The organism is Bradyrhizobium sp. th-b2, from assembly GCF_000426785.1.
GTDB classification, from domain to species: domain Bacteria; phylum Pseudomonadota; class Alphaproteobacteria; order Rhizobiales; family Xanthobacteraceae; genus Bradyrhizobium; species Bradyrhizobium septentrionale.
This window is the reverse complement of sequence record NZ_AUGA01000026.1, coordinates 1-16,807: the sequence shown is the minus strand read 5'-3', so window position 1 is coordinate 16,807 and position 16,807 is coordinate 1. Positions and strand designations below refer to the sequence as shown.

General features: G+C 64.7%; 12 protein-coding genes. 9 read left to right on the top strand and 3 right to left on the bottom strand.

From position 1 onward, the window contains the following. The first annotated feature begins 140 nt into the window (after positions 1 to 140). Entirely contained in the window at positions 141 to 3,548 is a 3,408-nt protein-coding gene (locus tag K359_RS0128140; RefSeq protein ID WP_245284737.1) for an autotransporter domain-containing protein, read from the top strand. Positions 3,549 to 3,965: 417 nt separating this feature from the next. Beyond that, positions 3,966 to 4,181, top strand: coding sequence for a hypothetical protein (locus K359_RS0128130; RefSeq protein WP_029082305.1), 216 nt, complete (start codon positions 3,966 to 3,968; stop codon positions 4,179 to 4,181). Between the two features lie 318 nt (positions 4,182 to 4,499). Here K359_RS0128130 and ilvD read toward each other — a convergent pair whose 3' ends face one another. Beyond that, a complete protein-coding gene (gene ilvD / locus K359_RS0128125) occupies positions 4,500 to 6,347 on the bottom strand; it encodes a dihydroxy-acid dehydratase (RefSeq protein ID WP_029082304.1) in 1,848 nt (615 codons plus the stop codon). 207 nt (positions 6,348 to 6,554) lie between these two features. Here ilvD and K359_RS0128120 point away from each other — a divergent pair, with 207 nt between their 5' ends. Beyond that, positions 6,555 to 7,112 (top strand): carboxymuconolactone decarboxylase family protein, encoded by a 558-nt coding sequence (locus K359_RS0128120; RefSeq protein ID WP_029082303.1) that lies wholly within the window; start codon positions 6,555 to 6,557, stop codon positions 7,110 to 7,112. Between the two features lie 4 nt (positions 7,113 to 7,116). Continuing rightward, the gene (locus K359_RS0128115) at positions 7,117 to 7,968 is read left to right on the top strand and encodes an SDR family NAD(P)-dependent oxidoreductase (RefSeq protein ID WP_029082302.1); all 852 of its coding nucleotides are present in this window, start codon (positions 7,117 to 7,119) and stop codon (positions 7,966 to 7,968) included. Positions 7,969 to 7,986: 18 nt separating this feature from the next. Here K359_RS0128115 and K359_RS53215 read toward each other — a convergent pair whose 3' ends face one another. Beyond that, positions 7,987 to 8,982 carry a LysR family transcriptional regulator gene (locus K359_RS53215; protein WP_035977262.1) on the bottom strand — a complete coding sequence of 332 codons (996 nt, stop codon included), beginning with the start codon at positions 8,980 to 8,982 and terminating at the stop codon, positions 7,987 to 7,989. A 91-nt stretch (positions 8,983 to 9,073) separates the two neighbouring features. Between K359_RS53215 and K359_RS0128105 the strand changes: the two genes are divergently transcribed. The 5 genes from K359_RS0128105 to K359_RS0128085 all read left to right on the top strand — a co-directional run bounded on the left by K359_RS0128105 (position 9,074) and on the right by K359_RS0128085 (position 16,184). Further along, positions 9,074 to 10,099 carry an ABC transporter permease gene (locus K359_RS0128105; RefSeq protein WP_224741713.1) on the top strand — a complete coding sequence of 342 codons (1,026 nt, stop codon included), beginning with the start codon at positions 9,074 to 9,076 and terminating at the stop codon, positions 10,097 to 10,099. A 96-nt stretch (positions 10,100 to 10,195) separates the two neighbouring features. Further along, the gene (locus tag K359_RS0128100; protein WP_029082300.1) at positions 10,196 to 11,218 is read left to right on the top strand and encodes a sugar ABC transporter substrate-binding protein; all 1,023 of its coding nucleotides are present in this window, start codon (positions 10,196 to 10,198) and stop codon (positions 11,216 to 11,218) included. 159 nt (positions 11,219 to 11,377) lie between these two features. Next, positions 11,378 to 13,516: an SMP-30/gluconolactonase/LRE family protein gene (locus K359_RS0128095; protein ID WP_029082299.1), complete on the top strand. Its 2,139-nt coding sequence runs from the start codon at positions 11,378 to 11,380 to the stop codon at positions 13,514 to 13,516. Next, a complete protein-coding gene (locus tag K359_RS0128090; protein ID WP_051346455.1) occupies positions 13,516 to 14,637 on the top strand; it encodes an SMP-30/gluconolactonase/LRE family protein in 1,122 nt (373 codons plus the stop codon). Before K359_RS0128095 ends, K359_RS0128090 begins: the two co-directional genes overlap by 1 nt. An 11-nt stretch (positions 14,638 to 14,648) precedes the next feature. Then, positions 14,649 to 16,184: a sugar ABC transporter ATP-binding protein gene (locus tag K359_RS0128085; RefSeq protein ID WP_051346454.1), complete on the top strand. Its 1,536-nt coding sequence runs from the start codon at positions 14,649 to 14,651 to the stop codon at positions 16,182 to 16,184. A 183-nt stretch (positions 16,185 to 16,367) separates the two neighbouring features. Here K359_RS0128085 and K359_RS0128080 read toward each other — a convergent pair. Then, positions 16,368 to 16,807 (bottom strand): IS5 family transposase (locus tag K359_RS0128080; RefSeq protein WP_156928695.1); only part of this gene is annotated, 440 nt, incomplete at its 5' end.

The window sequence follows — 16,807 nt, the reverse complement described above, 5'->3', positions numbered from 1 at the left end:
CTGTGCACTAAACCTCAAGCTGTGGTTTATTCGCAACGCGCGAGAGCAAACCGCAGGAAGGGGCGCAGTTTCATTGCTGGACGACCAGGACTCCTGCACTCTGCGCGCGGGGCGCTTCGCGGTGACTCCAGGGGAATGCAGTGGGAACTTTTGTGGTGCCCGACCAGCACGGCGTGTGCGCGCGACGAACGCTGGCTTGGTTGCGTGCCGGGTTGCTCGCGACGGTGGCGCTATTCGTGACTGGCCTGCCGGCCGCGGCTCAGGACGCGACCTGGGTTCTCAACCCTACGGAAAGTGGACCCAACCCGGGGACGGCCGACTACAACAACGTCGCCAACTGGACACCGGCAACAGTACCGATCGGCACCGCCACATTCGGAGTGACGAACAGCTCAAGCCTGTCGTTTTCGGCGTCGAGCACCAGCGTCGGTGGCTGGACTTTCAATGCCGGGGCTTCAGCCTATACGTTTACCCTTGGCGAAGTATTCTTCGGTCGGACACTTACGTTCAATGGCGCCGGCATTGTTATCAACGGTGGCAGCGCAACCATCAACAGCATCACCGACCACGCGCCGTCCGAAATCCAATTCCTCAACGCGAGCACGGCCGGCAGCGCCACGATCAACAACAGCGGCACGCTCTCGTTCTCCGACAGCAGCTCGGCCGGCAGCGCCACCATCGTCAACGACAGCTTTACCGGCAGCGCAATAGGGTTCTCCAACACGAGCACGGCTGGCAACGCCGCCATCACCAATAATTGGACTCTCCAGTTCGGCGACAACAGCACGGCCGGCAATGCCAGCATCCGCAACAACTTCTTCATGGATTTCTTCAACGCGAGCACGGCGGGTAACGCCAGAATTATCGAGAACGGTTTTCTGGTCTTCCACGACACCAGCACGGCCGGCAACGCCACCATTACCAATAATGGCGGCAGCGGAATGAGGTTCCAGGATAGCAGCACGGCCGGCAATGCGACGATCATCAACAATTTCGATTTGGCTTTCGTGAATTCGAGCACGGCCGGCAACGCCACCATCACGACCAACAGCGGTGGCACGACTTCTATTCAGGACACGGCCAGCGGCGGCACCGCGCGCTTCATCCTGAACGGGACCGGTGCGCTCGACATTTCGGGCCTCACGACCGGCGGCACCACGGCCGGGTCGATCGAAGGGGGCGGCAACATCCTGCTCGGCGCCAATACCCTGACGGTCGGCGGCAATGACCTCTCGACGACATTTTCCGGCGTTATCACTCCGGTTTCCGGCGTTTTCAGCGGGACCGGCGGGCTGATCAAGGTTGGCACCGGCACGCTGACGCTGACCGGAATCAACACGTATACGGGCGGGACGACCTTTTCATCAGGCACGCTCTCTGTTTCGGGGGATGCCAATCTTGGGGATTTCTCGGGACGATTGATTTTCGATGGCGGCACGCTGGAGGTCAGCGGCGCCGGTTTCACCTCGTCCCGTGCGGTCCAGATCGGGAGCAATGGCGGGACGGTGCAGGCCGACACCGGCTCGCTCGCACTATCCGGCGTGATCGCGGACTTGGGCGGCGCAACGGGTGCCGTCACCAAGACCGGCAACGGCACGCTGGTGCTGTCAGGGAACAACACCTACAGCGGCGGCACCATCATCAATGCGGGCATGCTGCAACTGTCCGGCGCCGGCACGCTGGGCGCGGCGAGCGCAACGACGACCGTCAATGGCGGCGGAACGCTCGATCTCGGCGGCACCACGCAGACGCAGGCGGCGCTGAAGCTTGCCGGCGGCACCTTGCAGAACGGCTCGCTCAACGGCGCTATCACCTCGACAGGCGGCACGATCGACGGCCTCGGCGGTGCCGCGAGCCTCAACGCGACCGCCGGCACGACGCTCGTGCTCGGCACCAACACCTTTACCGGCGGCACGACGGTGAGCAATGCGACGCTGACGGTGAACGGCTCGCTCAGCGATCCGACCATCGCCGCCGGCGGCCTGCTCAACGGCACCGGCTCGGTCGGCGACACGACGATCCAGAGTGGCGGCACATTCGCGCCGGGCTCCGGCACGCCGGGCACGTCGATGACGGTGAACGGCAATCTCGCGTTCCAGTCCGGCGCGCTCTATCTCGTCGCGGTCAATCCTTCGACCGCATCGTTTGCCAATGTCAGCGGGGCTGCGACGCTCGGCGGCGCCAGCGTCAACGCAACGTTCGCCAACGGCAGTTACATCTCCAAGCAATACACCATTCTAAGTGCCGGCAGCGTCAGCGGCACCTTCGGCACGCTTACCAACGTCAATCTGCCGGCAAATTTCAGCGACACGCTGAGCTACGACGCGACTCACGCCTATCTCAATCTGGCGCTGAATTTCACGCCGCCGCCATCCGCTCCGAACTACGGCCGCGGCCTGTCGATCAAGCAGCAGAACGTTGCCAACACGCTGGTCAATTACTTCAACACGACAGGCGGCATCCCGATGGTCTACGGCACGCTGACGCCATCGGGCCTGACGCAGGCCTCGGGTGAACTGGCAACCGGTTCGCAGCAGACCACGTTCGACGCCATGAACCTGTTCCTGGGGCTGCTGACCGATCCCTTCATGAACCGGAACGGTGGAGTAGCTTCGGCGTCGGGCGCGCCGAGCTATGCGGAGGAGGGCGATACAAACGCCTACGCGATGTTCACCAAGGCGCCGCCGATACCGTTTGTGCCGCGCTGGAGCGTCTGGGCGGCGGGCTATGGTGGCTCGCAATCGACCAGCGGCAACGCCGTGGTCGGATCGAACGATACCACCAGCAGCGTGTACGGCACCGCTGTCGGCGCCGACTATCTGTTCTCGCCGAACACCATTGCGGGCTTCGCGCTGGCTGGTGGCGGCACCAACTTCTCCGTCGTCAACGGCGACAGCGGCCGATCCGATCTGTTCCAGGCTGGCGCCTATATCCGCCACATCGAAGGTGCGGCCTACATCACCGCCGCGCTCGCCTATGGCTGGCAGGACATCACCACCAACCGCACCGTCACGGCGGCCGGCCTCGACCAGCTCCGCGCCGAGTTCAATGCCAATACCTATTCCGGCCGTCTCGAAGGCGGCTATCGGTTTGTCGCGCCGTGGGCTGGCGGCCTCGGCATCACGCCTTACGCCGCAGGTCAGTTCACGACTTTCGACTTGCCCGGCTATGCCGAGCAGGCGCTGGTTGGCTCATCCGCCTTCGCGCTCGCCTACGCTGCGAAGAGCGTCACCGATGTCAGAAGCGAACTCGGCTTCCGCACCGACAAGTCGTTTGCGATGGCCGACGGCGTGCTGACGCTGCGCACCCGGTTTGCCTGGGTGCATGATTATGATCCGGACCGCTCGATCGCCGCGACCTTCCAGGCGCTCCCCGGCGCCAGCTTTGTCGTCAACGGCGCGGCGCAGGCCAGCGATTCCGCGCTGACCACGGCATCGGTCGAGATGAAATGGCTGAACGGCTGGTCCGCCGCGGCGACCTTCGAAGGCGAGTTTTCCGACGTCACCTCGTCCTACGCCGGCAAGGGTGTGGTGCGGTACACTTGGTGAGCGCCGGTATCCGCGATGCAGCGTCTCAGAGGGTCGGAGAATATCTCCTTCGCCGTAACCCAACATGAAGCAATAAACCCACTGTCAAACTGCGGCCGGGCGAAGCGTCCGTTGTTATTTTCCTTGAGATATCGACGGCTTAGCCCGATATCGCCATTTTCCCTTTGTGCCCGTCCATTCCGGGCACGGAAGGAAGATGCGTCATGCGACAGGTCCAGTCATACCTCCGTGCAGCTCCGGCCAGGATCGGCCGCCGCATTGCGCAGATCGTCGCGATCGCTGCCGCCAGCCTGCCGCAGGCCGGCGCGTAAGTTTTCCACCGTGCGCCGCAACCGCGCGCCGAATTAACTCAACACCGCCTCGCGTCAGTGCTAGCACGTGAACCCCGGGCTCTGCCCCCGCAGCAGGGAGGGTTCCATGTCACGCTTCGTCGTTCATTTCATGAAGGACGTGCTCGGCGGCAATGGCCGCCAGCGCGAGGTCTGTCAGGGCGCGCTCGAGATCGACGCCTCGAGCGAAGGCCAGGCCACCGAGATGGCCAAGCTCAAATTCTGTCAGGAGCAGGCGCTGTGCGACTGGTCGCTGCACGCCGACCGCATCCGGATCGAAGCGGCCGACTTGCAAGTGACCTGACACTAGTTCGCGATCGGCCGCATTCGCTCTGCGCTCCCTCTCCGCTTGCGGGTAGGGCAATCGCATATGCGTCTGTTGCAGAAGTCCGGAAATGCCGATGCGATAGTCCCGGGGCGAGGGGCGTCTGCACGATTTCTGGATAATGGAAAATACCGCTGAGTTGCCCGTCGAGTCAAGTTGCCCGTGTCCGCCGGCTACTTTGCATGGGGTTGTTTTCGATATTTTGGCAGTGCACCCCTGCGACGACCTCTCCCGCAAGCGGGAGAGGTGCAGCTAGTCTGCCGCGAGACCGGAGCCAAACGCGGCCAAGCTCGTCGCTTATTCTTCCGGCAGGATGCGCACCGCACCCTTCGCCGCGCTGCTTGCGAACGCCGCATAGGCCTTCAGCGCGGTCGAGACGGCGCGCTTGCGCGGCGCCGCCGGCTTCCACGCCGCTTTGCCCTTGGCTTCCATCGCCGCGCGACGGCGCTTCAGCTCGGCATCGTCGACCCTGAGGTTGACCTTGCGGTTCGGGATGTCGAACTCGATGATGTCGCCTTCCTCGACCAGGCCGATCAGGCCGCCTTCGGCGGCTTCCGGCGAGACGTGGCCGATCGACAGGCCGGACGATCCGCCGGAGAAGCGGCCGTCGGTGATCAGCGCGCAGGCCTTTCCGAGTCCCTTCGACTTCAGATAGCTGGTCGGGTACAGCATCTCCTGCATGCCCGGACCGCCGCGCGGACCTTCATAGCGGATCAGCACGACATCGCCGGCCTTGACCTTGTTGCCCAGGATGGCTTCGACCGACGCGTCCTGGCTCTCGAAGATGCGGGCCGGGCCGGAGAATTTCAGGATGCTCTCGTCGACGCCGGCGGTCTTCACGATGCAGCCATCTTCCGCCAGATTGCCGAACAGCACGGCGAGGCCGCCATCCTTGGAATAGGCGTGCTCGGCGTTGCGGATGACACCCTTGGCGCGGTCGAGATCGACCTCGTCGAAGCGGCGGTCCTGGCTGAAGGCCTCCTGGGTCGGCACGCCGCCCGGCGCGGCCATGTAGAAATTGCGGACCTTGTCGCTTGATGTGCGCACCACGTCCCAGCGATTCAGCGCATCGTCGAGCGTCGCGGCATGCACGGTCGGGCCGTCGGTGGTGAGCAGCCTGGCGCGGTCGAGCTCGCCGAGGATCGCCATGATGCCGCCGGCATGATGCACGTCCTCCATGTGGACGTCCTGCACCGAGGGCGCGACCTTGCAGAGCACCGGCACCTTGCGCGAGAGGCGATCGATGTCCGTCATCGTGAACGGCACCTCGCCCTCGCGCGCGGCGGCGAGCAGATGCAGCACGGTGTTGGTCGAGCCGCCCATCGCGATGTCGAGCGTCATCGCGTTCTCGAACGACTTGAAGTTCGCGATATTGCGCGGCAGCACCTTGGCATCGTCCTGCTCGTAGTAGCGGCGGGCGAGGTCGACGATCAGATGGCCGGCCTCGACGAACAGGCTCTTGCGGTCGGCATGGGTGGCCAGGACCGAGCCGTTGCCGGGCAGTGCGAGGCCGAGCGCCTCGGTCAGGCAGTTCATCGAGTTTGCGGTGAACATGCCGGAGCAGGAGCCGCAGGTCGGGCAGGCCGAGCGCTCGATCACCTCGACCTCTTCGTCCGACACGTTGGAGTCGGCGGCCGCCACCATCGCGTCGATCAGGTCGACCGCGCGCTTCTTGCCCTTGAGCAGGATCTTGCCCGATTCCATCGGGCCGCCCGAGACGAACACAGTCGGAATGTTGAGCCGCAGCGTCGCCATCAGCATGCCGGGCGTGATCTTGTCGCAGTTCGAGATGCAGACCATCGCGTCGGCGCAATGCGCGTTGACCATGTATTCGACGCTGTCGGCGATCAGCTCGCGCGAGGGCAGGCTGTAGAGCATGCCGTCATGGCCCATCGCGATGCCGTCATCGACCGCGATGGTGTTGAACTCCTTGGCGACACCGCCGGCCTTCTCGATCTCGCGCGCGACGAGCTGGCCGAGGTTCTGCAGATGCACGTGTCCCGGCACGAACTGGGTGAAGGAATTGACCACCGCGATGATCGGCTTGCCGAAATCCTCGTTCTTCATGCCGGTGGCGCGCCAGAGGCCGCGAGCACCCGCCATGTTGCGGCCGTGGGTGGTGGTGCGGGAGCGATAGGCGGGCATCGTAAATCCTTGGGCTATGGGCGCTTTTTTAGGGGAGACGGGCCCCTTATGCCCGCCCATGCCTGCGGATTCAAGCGCGGAACCGCATGGCAGAACCCCGCTATTCGGACCATTCCGATGGGCCAGCTTGATCTCAGCCGGCCCCGCGCATTAGGTGGACGGACCGGGCAAGACAATGAACAAGAAAGAACCAAAAGGGAGAGACGCGTGGCAAGGCTGCCCCTGATTGATCCGGACACGACCGGCGGAGACATCCGCGCCGCGTTCGACCGCATGCCGGTCAAGCTCAACATCTTCCGCATGATGGCCCATGCCGAGGCCAATGCGATTCCCGTGATGCGGCTCGGCAACTCCATCCTGCACAAGCAGAAGCTGTCGGCGGTCAACCGCGAGCTCTTGATCCTGCAGGCCGCGCAGCTCGAGGGCGGCGCCTATGAGTGGCGGCAGCACGTGCCGATCGCGCTTGGCGTCGGCGTGACGCAGGCGCAGATCGATGCGGTGGAGCGCGGCAATTACGACGATGCTGCACTTGATGCGGCCGAGCGCGCGCTGCTCGGCTTTGGCCGCGAGGTGGTCGAGAAGGTGCGCGTCAGCGATGCCGCCTTTGCCGGCGTACGCCAGCACTTCAGCGACCAGGAAATCGTCGAGGCGATCGTCGCGCTCGGCTTCTACATGATGATGGCACGGCTGACGGAGGCGACCGAAACCGATCTCGATCCGGCCGCCGGCATGGCCGTCTACGAGGGCGGCAAGAAGCGGAGCTGATGAGATGTCGGAGACGTCGCAAGACTCCAAGCCGGAGCGCTATGTTCGTCCCCTGAGCGCGGAATCGTCAGGCATCGCGCCGGGCAGGGGGCGTCTCAACGGCCGCCGCATTCTGGTGGTCGGCGGCGGCCAGCGCGTGTTCGATGTCGCGACCGATCCGATCGGCAACGGCCGCGCCATGAGCCTGCTGTTCGCGCGCGAGGGCGCGCATGTCGCGGTCGCCGACCTCAATCGCGCCTCCGCCGAGGATACGGTCGCGCGCATTGCTGATGACGGCGGCCGCGCGTTCGCGATCGCTGCCGACGTCACCACGGAGGCCGATGTCATCAGGATGATCGACGAGGCGCACCACACGATGGGCGGGCTCGACGGCATGGTGCTGAACATCGGCACCTTCGGCAAGACCGGGCTCGACAATGTCAGCCCCGAGGAGTGGAACAGGATCTACGACGTCAACGTCCGCGGCCCGATGCTGTGCTGCCGCGCTGCCTTGCCTAAATTCGCGGACGGCGGCGCGATCGTCTTCATCTCCTCGATCGCGGCGCTGAAGGCGGGATCGCAGATGGCGGTCTATGATTCCTCCAAGGCCGCGCTCGGCGGTCTGATGCGCAACATCGCTCATACCGGCGCACGGCGCGGCATCCGCGCCAATCTGGTCTATCCCGGGCTGGTCGACACCCCGAACGGCCGCGAGGCCGTCGCGGGCCGGCCGTCGCGCGGCAAGGCGCATGTCCCGTTCGGCCGCCAGGCGACGGCGTGGGAGATCGCCTATGCGGTGCTGTTCTTCATGTCGGATGAAAGCGTCTACGTCACCGCGCAAACGCTGGCGGTGGACAGCGGACTGAGCGGAATGTGACCGAATCGAGCTCCGCCGCTATTCCGCGGCGATGCTGGTCGGCACCGGGATGCCGACCCTGGGGCGCGTCTTCGCCGCGCGGCGGTTCTTCTTGCTGAAACGGCTGCCGGCCAGCAGCGAAGCGGCGGCGCGCAGCTGCTCGCGCAGCCATTGATTGGTGGTGTCGCCCTCGGCGGTGGCATGCCAGTAGAGATAATTGACGTGCGGGCTGATCGGGAACGGGCAGGGGAAGCACTGCAACAGCCCGGGATCCTCCAGCACGGAGGCGGCGCTTTCCGACGCCGTCAGCAGCATGTTGCTGCGGCTCACGACGTGGCAGGCGGTCGCGAAATTCTGGCAGGTCAGGCGAACGGTACGCGTCAGGCCGAGGCGCTGGAACTGGAAGTCCTCGAACGACAGGCCGCTGCGCCGCGACGTCACGCAGACATGCTCCATGCGCAGATACGCCTTCTTGTCGAGCCTTGTGCCGAGTTCGGGATGGCCGCGCCGCGCGAATACCGCGATATGCTCGGTCAGGATCTGCTCGCGCCGCACCTCCGTCGAGAGCGGCAGCAGCGTATCGATCGCGACATCCAGCGTGCCGGCGGCAAGCTCGCGCTCCAGATTGTTGCGCTCGCTGCGCACGGTCGCGATCTCGACCAGCGGCGCCACCGTGCTGATCCGGTTGATCAGCGCGCTCAGCATTGGCGCCTCGAGATTGTTGCGCAGGCCGATCACGAACCGCTTCGGCGTCTTCGCCGGATCGAACCGGTGGGTGTGGGTCAGCGTAGTCTCCAGGCCGTTGAGCGCCTGGCGCACCGTGGTGATGATCTGGCGCGCCAGCGGCGTCGGCGTCATCACGTGGTTGCGGCGCACGAACAGCGGATCGTTGAACATCGCGCGCAGCCGGCCCAGCGCATGGCTCACCGCGGGCTGCGTCAGATTGAGGCGGAAGCAGGCCCGGCTGACGCCGCCCTCGGAATAGATCGCGTCGAACACGACGAACAGATTCAGGTCGACGTCGCGTACATGCATGGAAATGATCTACCCGTATCCGTCGAATGCATTTGACGAATACTAGTCGGCACTCTTAAAGTCTCAAACAAAATAATACCTGGAGGAAACGATGAGCGTGCAATCGCCATCGCGCGGCGTTGCTGTCCCTGCGGCATCATCTCGCTCGGGCACAATGTTCGCAAAGCCGAGCCAGGAGCAGATCGTGCTCCTGATCACGATCGCGCTTCTGGTCGTGTTCGGCCTGACGCTGAACGGCTTTGCCACCGTCTCCAACCTCCTGAATCTGTTGCGGAGTATCTCCATCCTCGGCGTGCTCGGCCTCGGCATGGGGCTGATCGTGATCAGCCGCGGCATCGACCTCTCCGAGGTCGCGATCATGGCGGGTTCCTGGGCGATCGCGCTGATCGAGATGCAGAACGGCATGCCTGTTTTCACGGCAGTGCTGCTGGCGCTGGCGATCGCGGTGCTGATCGGCGTCGTCAACGGCGTGATGGTCGCCTTCGTCGAGGCGCCGGCGCTGTTCGTGACGCTGGCCGCGGGCTTCGTGATCTATGGCCTGGCATTCTGGATCGCGCCGGCCTGGGTGGTCTACGCGCCGAAGGATGCGCCGGGCCTGATGTATCTCGGCGCCGGACGGCTGTTCGGCATCCCGGTTCCGATCCTGGTGTTCGCGGTCTGCGCGATTGCGATGCACCTGTTCCTGTCGCGCACCTCGATCGGCCGCTTCATCTATGCGCAGGGCGACAATCCGGAGGCCGCGCGGCTGACCGGCGTCCCGCTGCGGCCGCTGATCGTGCTCGAGCACGTGCTGGTTGCACTGCTCGCCTGGATTGCAGGTCTGGTCTGGGTCGGCACCACAGGCAGCATGCAGATGGCGATCACCCAGGGCACCATGATCTTCGACGTCGTGCTGGTCGTCGTGATCGGCGGCATCAGCCTGATCGGCGGCCGCGGCAGCGTGTTCAGCGTCGTGGTCGGCTGCGTCCTGATCGGCACGCTGCTCAACGCCTTCACCATCATGGACGTCAACAGCGAGGTGCAGAACATCGTCAAGGGCGTGGTGCTGCTGGCCGCCATCGTGCTCGACAACTGGCTGCATCCTCGCGACGAGGAGACCGCGCGGCAAGGCGACTAAAACAAGGCGACTAAGCAAGACGACTGAGCGCGCCCCTCGCGCCAATCAATCGGAACAATTCCCAATCAATCAAAAGAATTTTGTGTGGAGGAGACGATGAAGACGACCAAGTTCTGGACGATCCTGCTCGCCGGCGCGACGCTGGCCGCGATGCCGTTTGCGGCATCCGCGCAGGAGGAAGGCACCAAGACCGCGCGCGAGCTGCGCGCCGTCTACGACAAGGCGCTGCAGGGCAAGACGATCGCCTATCTGCCGATCGCGCTCGGCGTCCCGCTGTCCGACGAATGGGGCCGGGTGGTGCAGGAAGAGGCCGAGTGGCGCGGCATGAAATACGTCGTGCGCGATCCCAACAACAACCCCTCGGCGATGCAGCAGGCGCTGACCGCGCTGGTCGACCAGAAGCCCGACGTGCTGATCGTGCAGAATCCGAGCGTCACGCTGTTGATGAAGGACCTCAAGCGCGCCGAAAGCCAGGGCACGCATGTGATCCAGATCAACATGTCCTCGAACTACAAGTCCGGCGCCTTTGTCGGTGCCGACTGGCGCGAGATCGGCAAGATGCTCGCGAGCGAAACCGTGAAGGCCTGCGGCACCGGCTCCGGCAAGTCGGGCAAGGTCCAGATCGTGCAGGGCGAACTGACCGCGGCCGCCAGCGTCGACCAGGTCGGCGGCATCATGGAGGTCTTGAACAAGGATCCCAACATCAAGGTTGTTTCGAACCAGGCCGCCAACTGGGACGCCAACACCGCACTCAATGTCACCGCAACCGTGATCCAGCAGCATCCTGATCTCTGCGCCTCGATCGGCTTCTGGGGCATCATGGAGTCGGGCGCCGCGCAGGCGATCCGCAACGCCGGCAAGATCGACGATGTGAAAGTGTTCGCCTCGGGCGAGGGCTCGCAGCTCGATTGCGATCAGGTCAATTCGGGCAATTTCTACAAGTTCCTGAGCTACAAGGCGACCGAGCAGGGCCATGACCTGATGTTCGCCGCCGAAACCCTGCTGGTATCCGGCGAGAAACCGGGCGGGCGCAATCTCGTCTACTACACGCGGCCGATCTGGCTCGATAAGTCGAACGCCTCGGGCGCCAACTGCTTCGCGCTACCCAAGAAAAACTAACAAGGCGCGAGACAGCCGGCGCGGGGGGCATTCCCGCGCCGGCTGTATCACAGGCATGATCCGGAAAAGTGGAAGCCGGTTTTCCGAAAGATCATGCTCAATAAGAGAACGAGATCACGATGGGAGTTCTCACATCATGATCGAGGGAGTGCTTTGACGATGTCGATGGCTGTCGATTCCTTTGCCGCATCGGTGCGGCGGTTCTCGCCCCGGCTTTTGCTGTCCGAGCTGTTGCTCAAGCAGTGGTTCGAGCCGGTGGTTCCCTTCACCGTGATGATCGGGCTGTGGACCTATTTCGCGCTCACCATTCCCGACTACGCCTCGGTGCAGAACTCGGTATCGCTGCTGCGGCTGTTCGCCGAATTCGGCTTTGTCGCGCTGGCGATGGGCTTCTGCCTCGTCACCGGGGGCATCGATCTCTCGGTCGGCGCGATCTTCGCGCTGTGCAATTTTGCAGCACTGTATTTCCTGCTGGTGCGCGAATGGCCGGTCGGTCTGGCTATTCCGGCGACGCTGGCGGTCGGCGCGCTGCTCGGCAGCATCAACGGCTTCCTGATCGGCTTTCTGAAGACGCGGCCCTTCCTGACCACGCTGGTGACGCTGATTATCCTGCGCGCCTCGGTCAATCTGCTCAACACCAGCTATGCTCAGGTGTTCGCGACCAACTCGGTCGAGAGCGACGCGTGGGACTTCGTCGGCGGCGGCAGCGTGCTCGGCATTCCCATCAATGCGGCGACGCTGTTCGTGGTGCTCCTGATCTGCCACATCTTCCTGTCGCGCTCGCGCTATGGCTGGCATCTCACCGCGATCGGCGCCAGCCGCAAGGCGGCGCGCCACGCCGGCATCCGTGTCCGCCTGATGCTGTTCATGACCTATGTGCTGTCGGGCACGCTGTGCGCGGCGAGCGGCATCTTCTACGCTGCACGTCAGGCCTCGACAGATTCCACCACCGGCGTCGGCTGGGAGTTCCAGGCGCTCACCGCCGTGGTGCTCGGCGGCGTCTCGCTGGCCGGCGGCAAGGGCACGGTGTGGCGGGCCATGATCGGCGCGCTGATCATCTTCCTTCTGATCAACGGCCTCGTGCGCATGGGCATCCCCGGCTACGTCACCTCGGCGGTGACCGGCATGATCCTGCTCGCCGCCGTCGGCATCGACGTCAAATGGTCGAAGAACCGCGGCAAGGCGATCCAGAAGATCTACGTCAACCCGGCCTTCGTGCCGCTCGCCTCGGCGCCGGCAGTGCAGCCCGGCGCGACCTCGCCCTACGCGCAGAACGACCGGCTGATCAACGCGCAGGCGATCGGCGTCGATCAGGTCGAGGGGCCGGAGGACGTCATCCTGGACCGCCAGGGCCGGCTGTACGGCTCGACCCGCGACGGCAATGTGATCCGCTTCTCCGGGCCCGACTTCAAGACCCGCGAGGTGTTCGCCCATATCGGCGGCCGGCCGCTCGGCATGCAGTTCGATCGCGACGAGAACCTGATCGTCGCGGTCGCCGGCATGGGCGTCTACGGCGTCGCGCCCGATGGCCGCATCTTCAAGGTCACCGACGAGACCAACCGCACCTGGTACAAGCTGAACGACGATTCCCGGCTGCGCATGGCCGACGACCTCGACATCGCGCCCGACGGCAAGATCTATTTCAGCGACTGCACCACGCGCTACGAGATGACCACCAACACCCTCGACATTCTCGAGGGCCGGCCGAACGGCCGCGTGGTCTGCTACGACCCGGCGACCAAGACCACACGCACCGTGATCAACCACTTCTATTTCCCGAACGGGATCTGCGTCTCGCATGACGGCAAGTCGATCCTGATTGCGTCGACCTCGCTGTGCAAGGTGTTCCGCCACTGGATCAAGGGGCCGAACAAGGGCAAGACCGAAGTGCTGATGGACGAGCTGCCGGGCAACCCCGACAACATCAACCGCGCTTCCGACGGCACGTACTGGCTGGCTTTGGTCGGCATCCGCACGCCGACCTTCGACCTTGCCGCGCGAAAACCCGGCTTCCGGTTGCGCATGGTCAAGCAGGTGCCGACTGACGAGTGGCTGGCGCCGGCGCTCAACCATGGCTGCGTGCTGAAGTTCAACGAGCAGGGCGAGGCGCTGGAGTCCTGGTGGGACCCGACCGGCATCTCGCATTCGACCTTGACCTCGATGCGCGAGCACGAGGGCTATCTCTATCTCGGCGGGCTCGAGAACAACCGGATCGGCCGCATCAAGCTCGACGGCGTCGACGACAGCTGGACCGGCTACGACGCCTATTGGGGCGCAAAAAGCAGGGTGGCGAAATAATGGGATTTTTCGATCATCTGCTGCGCGATATCAGAAGCGTCATCGACCGCGACGGCGGCCAGAACGCGATCCCGCCGCTCGACGGCGCGATGAGCCCGAACGATCGGCTCGACACCGCCGTGCCGATTGGCGAGCCGCTGCCCGGCATCGACGACGTCATCGCGGCCGGCGACGGTGCGGTCTATCTCTCCGCCGGACGGCAGGTGGTCAAGCTCAGCGGCAATGATCTCTCGACCCGCACGGTCGTCGCCGAATTCGAGGACGATGCCGGCGGGCTCGCTTTGCATCCGGACGGCCGCCTGCTGGTCTGCGTCGCGGGCAGGGGGCTTGCTGCGATCGATCCGGCAAAGCCCGATCCGCGCTGGCTGGAGGCGGCCAGCAGCAGCGCGCTCACGGGGCTGTTGTCGGTCACGGCGGCGCCCGATGGCCGCATCTATGCCGTCGAAGGCAGCGCCGGCCGTCGCCCAGGCGAGTGGCGGCATGATTTGATGGAGAAGCGCACCAATGGCCGCCTGATCAGCTGCGGCGCCGGCCTCGACAATCCGCAGGTGCTGCTGCGCGATCTGGCCTATCCCTTTGGCGTCAGCGTTTCGGACGACGGCAACAGCCTGTGGCTCACCGAGAGCTGGGCGCATCGGCTCAGCCGCTTCGCGCTTGGCGGCAACGCCCTTGGCGCCCGGGAGATTGTCGCCGCCAACATGGCGGGCTATCCGGCGCGGCTGCATCCGGACGGCCATGGCGGGCTGCTGCTCGGCGTCTTCGCGCGCCGCACGCATTTGATCGAGTTCGTGCTCAAGGAAGACGATTTCCGCGAGGAGATGATGGCGACCATGCCGCCGGACTACTGGGTGGCGCCGGCGCTCACCGGCGGCAGCGATTGCCTGGAGCCGATGCAGATAGGCAGCGTCAAGGCACTCGGCATCCAGAAGCCATGGGCGCCGCCGCGGTCCTACGGCCTGCTGCTGCATCTCGATGCCGACGGCGAGGCCAGCGACAGCCTGCACAGCCGCGCCGGCGGCCGCTTCCACGGCATCACCGCCGCCTGCGCCACGCCGTCCGGCGTCGTCATCGCCGCGCGCGGCGCCGGACGGCTGCTGCGCTACACGGGAGACCTGCGATGAATGACGGTTTGATGCAGGCGACACCCAGCGCCAAGACAGCAGATGCGTCCGCAACCCGCGAGCCGGTGCTGCGGATCACCGGCGGCTCGAAAATCTATGGCGGCGTCCATGGCATCGAGGGCGTCAATTTCGATCTCTATCCTGGCGAGGTGCATGCGCTGGTCGGCGAGAACGGCGCCGGCAAGTCGACGTTGTGCAAGGCGATCGCGGGCGCGATCAATCTCACCTCCGGCGACTATCTGCTCGACGGGAGGCCTGCCAATTTTGAGCAGCCGCGCGATGCGCTCGATGCCGGCATCTGCATGGTCTATCAGGAGACCAGCCTGGTGCCGACCATGACGGCGGCGCAGAACATCGAGCTCGGCAACGAGAAGCTGCTGACGCGTTTCCGCACCCTGAACATCCAGGCCCAGCAGCTGCTGCAGTCGCTCAACTTCCACGTCGATCCGGCAACGCCGGTGGCGCTGCTCGGCACCGCCAAGAAGCAGATGGTGGAGATCGCGCGCGCGATCTACAACAAGGCGCGCATCATCATCTTCGACGAGCCGACCGCGTCGCTGACGCCGGAAGAAATCGTCCACTTCTTCCATCTGGTGCGCGACCTGCGCGCCCGCGGCGTCTCGATCATCTACATCTCGCATGCGCTGGAGGAATCGCTCCAGATCGCCGACCGCATCACCGTGCTGCGTGACGGCAAGCTGGTAATCACGGCGCCCGCCAAGCAGCTAACCCGCGACGCCCTGGTGCAGCACATGGTCGGGCGCGAGGTGGCGCAGGCGGTCTACGGCCGCAAGGAGAAGACCCATCAGCGCCGCGAGAAGGTGCTGACGGTCGAGAACGTCACCATGGGCATGGCGGTCAAGAACATGTCGTTCTCGGTCTATGCCGGCGAGGTGGTCGGCATCGCCGGCCTGATCGGCTCCGGCCGCACCGAGATTGCAAAGATCATCTACGGCGCGTTGAAGCGCAATCTGGTCAATGGCGGCACCATCCGGCTGCGCGGCAAACCGATCCGCTACCGTGTGCCGCGGCAGGCGATCAATGACGGCATCGCCTACATCACCGAGGATCGCAAGGCCAACGGCTTCTTCGAGACCATGGTGGTCGACGACAACGTCTATATCGGCAGCCTCGCCACACGGAAGGGCTGGAGCTTTCTGCTGTCGCGCGCCAGGCGCAGCAAGCTCGCCAACTACTGGGTCGAGCGGCTCAAGATCAGCGCGTTGCAGCGCAAGGCGCGGATCGTCGAGCTGTCCGGCGGCAACCAGCAGAAGGTGGTGCTGGCGAAGACGCTGGTGCAGGAGCCCTCGATCATCTTCTTCGACGAGCCGACGCGCGGCGTCGACGTCGGCACCATCCCGCACATCCACGGCGAAATCCGCCGCCTCGCCGACGAGGGCAAGGCGGTGGTGGTGATATCCTCATATCTGCCGGAGATTCTCGCGGTGTCCGACCGCATCCTGGTCGCCCGCACCGGCCGCATCGCCGCCGAATTCGACGCCGCCGACGCGACGCAGGACAAGATCCTTTACGCTGCGGTGCATTGAGGGCGCGCCACCGCGCCACAAACTCAGTGTCGTCCCGGCGAAGGCCGGGACCCATAACCACAAATTGTCGTTGTTACGCATCGCTAGCACGACGAATCGCGCTGACAACACCTGCTGCGGCGTATGGGTCCCGGCCTGCGCCGGGACGACAGATGCGTAGGGCGGACTAGGTGGCGTGGACACTTATCGCATCCATAGAACGATGGCTGCGAGAGTGACGACGGCAAGGTAATTTCGGGCGGTTTTTTCGAAGCGGGTTGCGACGCGACGGAACTGCTTGAGTTTGCTGAAGCAGCATTCCACGAGATGGCGCTGGGCATAGAGATGCTTGTCGAGCGGATGTTTGAGTGCCCGCGACGGGTTGTTGGGGATGACGGCGAGTGCCCCTTTGGCTGCGATGGCTTGGCGCGAATGATCGGCGTCGTAGGCCGTATCAGCCATAACGACCTCGGCAGGCAATCCCTCGATCAGTTCGGCAGCTTGCGGCGCGTCGCCCTTCTGGCCTGCGGTCAGCGTGAACCGCACCGGGCATCCCAGGCCTCGGACGGCCAGATGTATCTTGGTGCTCAGGCCGCCGCGCGAGCGGCCGAGCGCTTGATCTTCAGACCCCCTTTTTTCGCTCC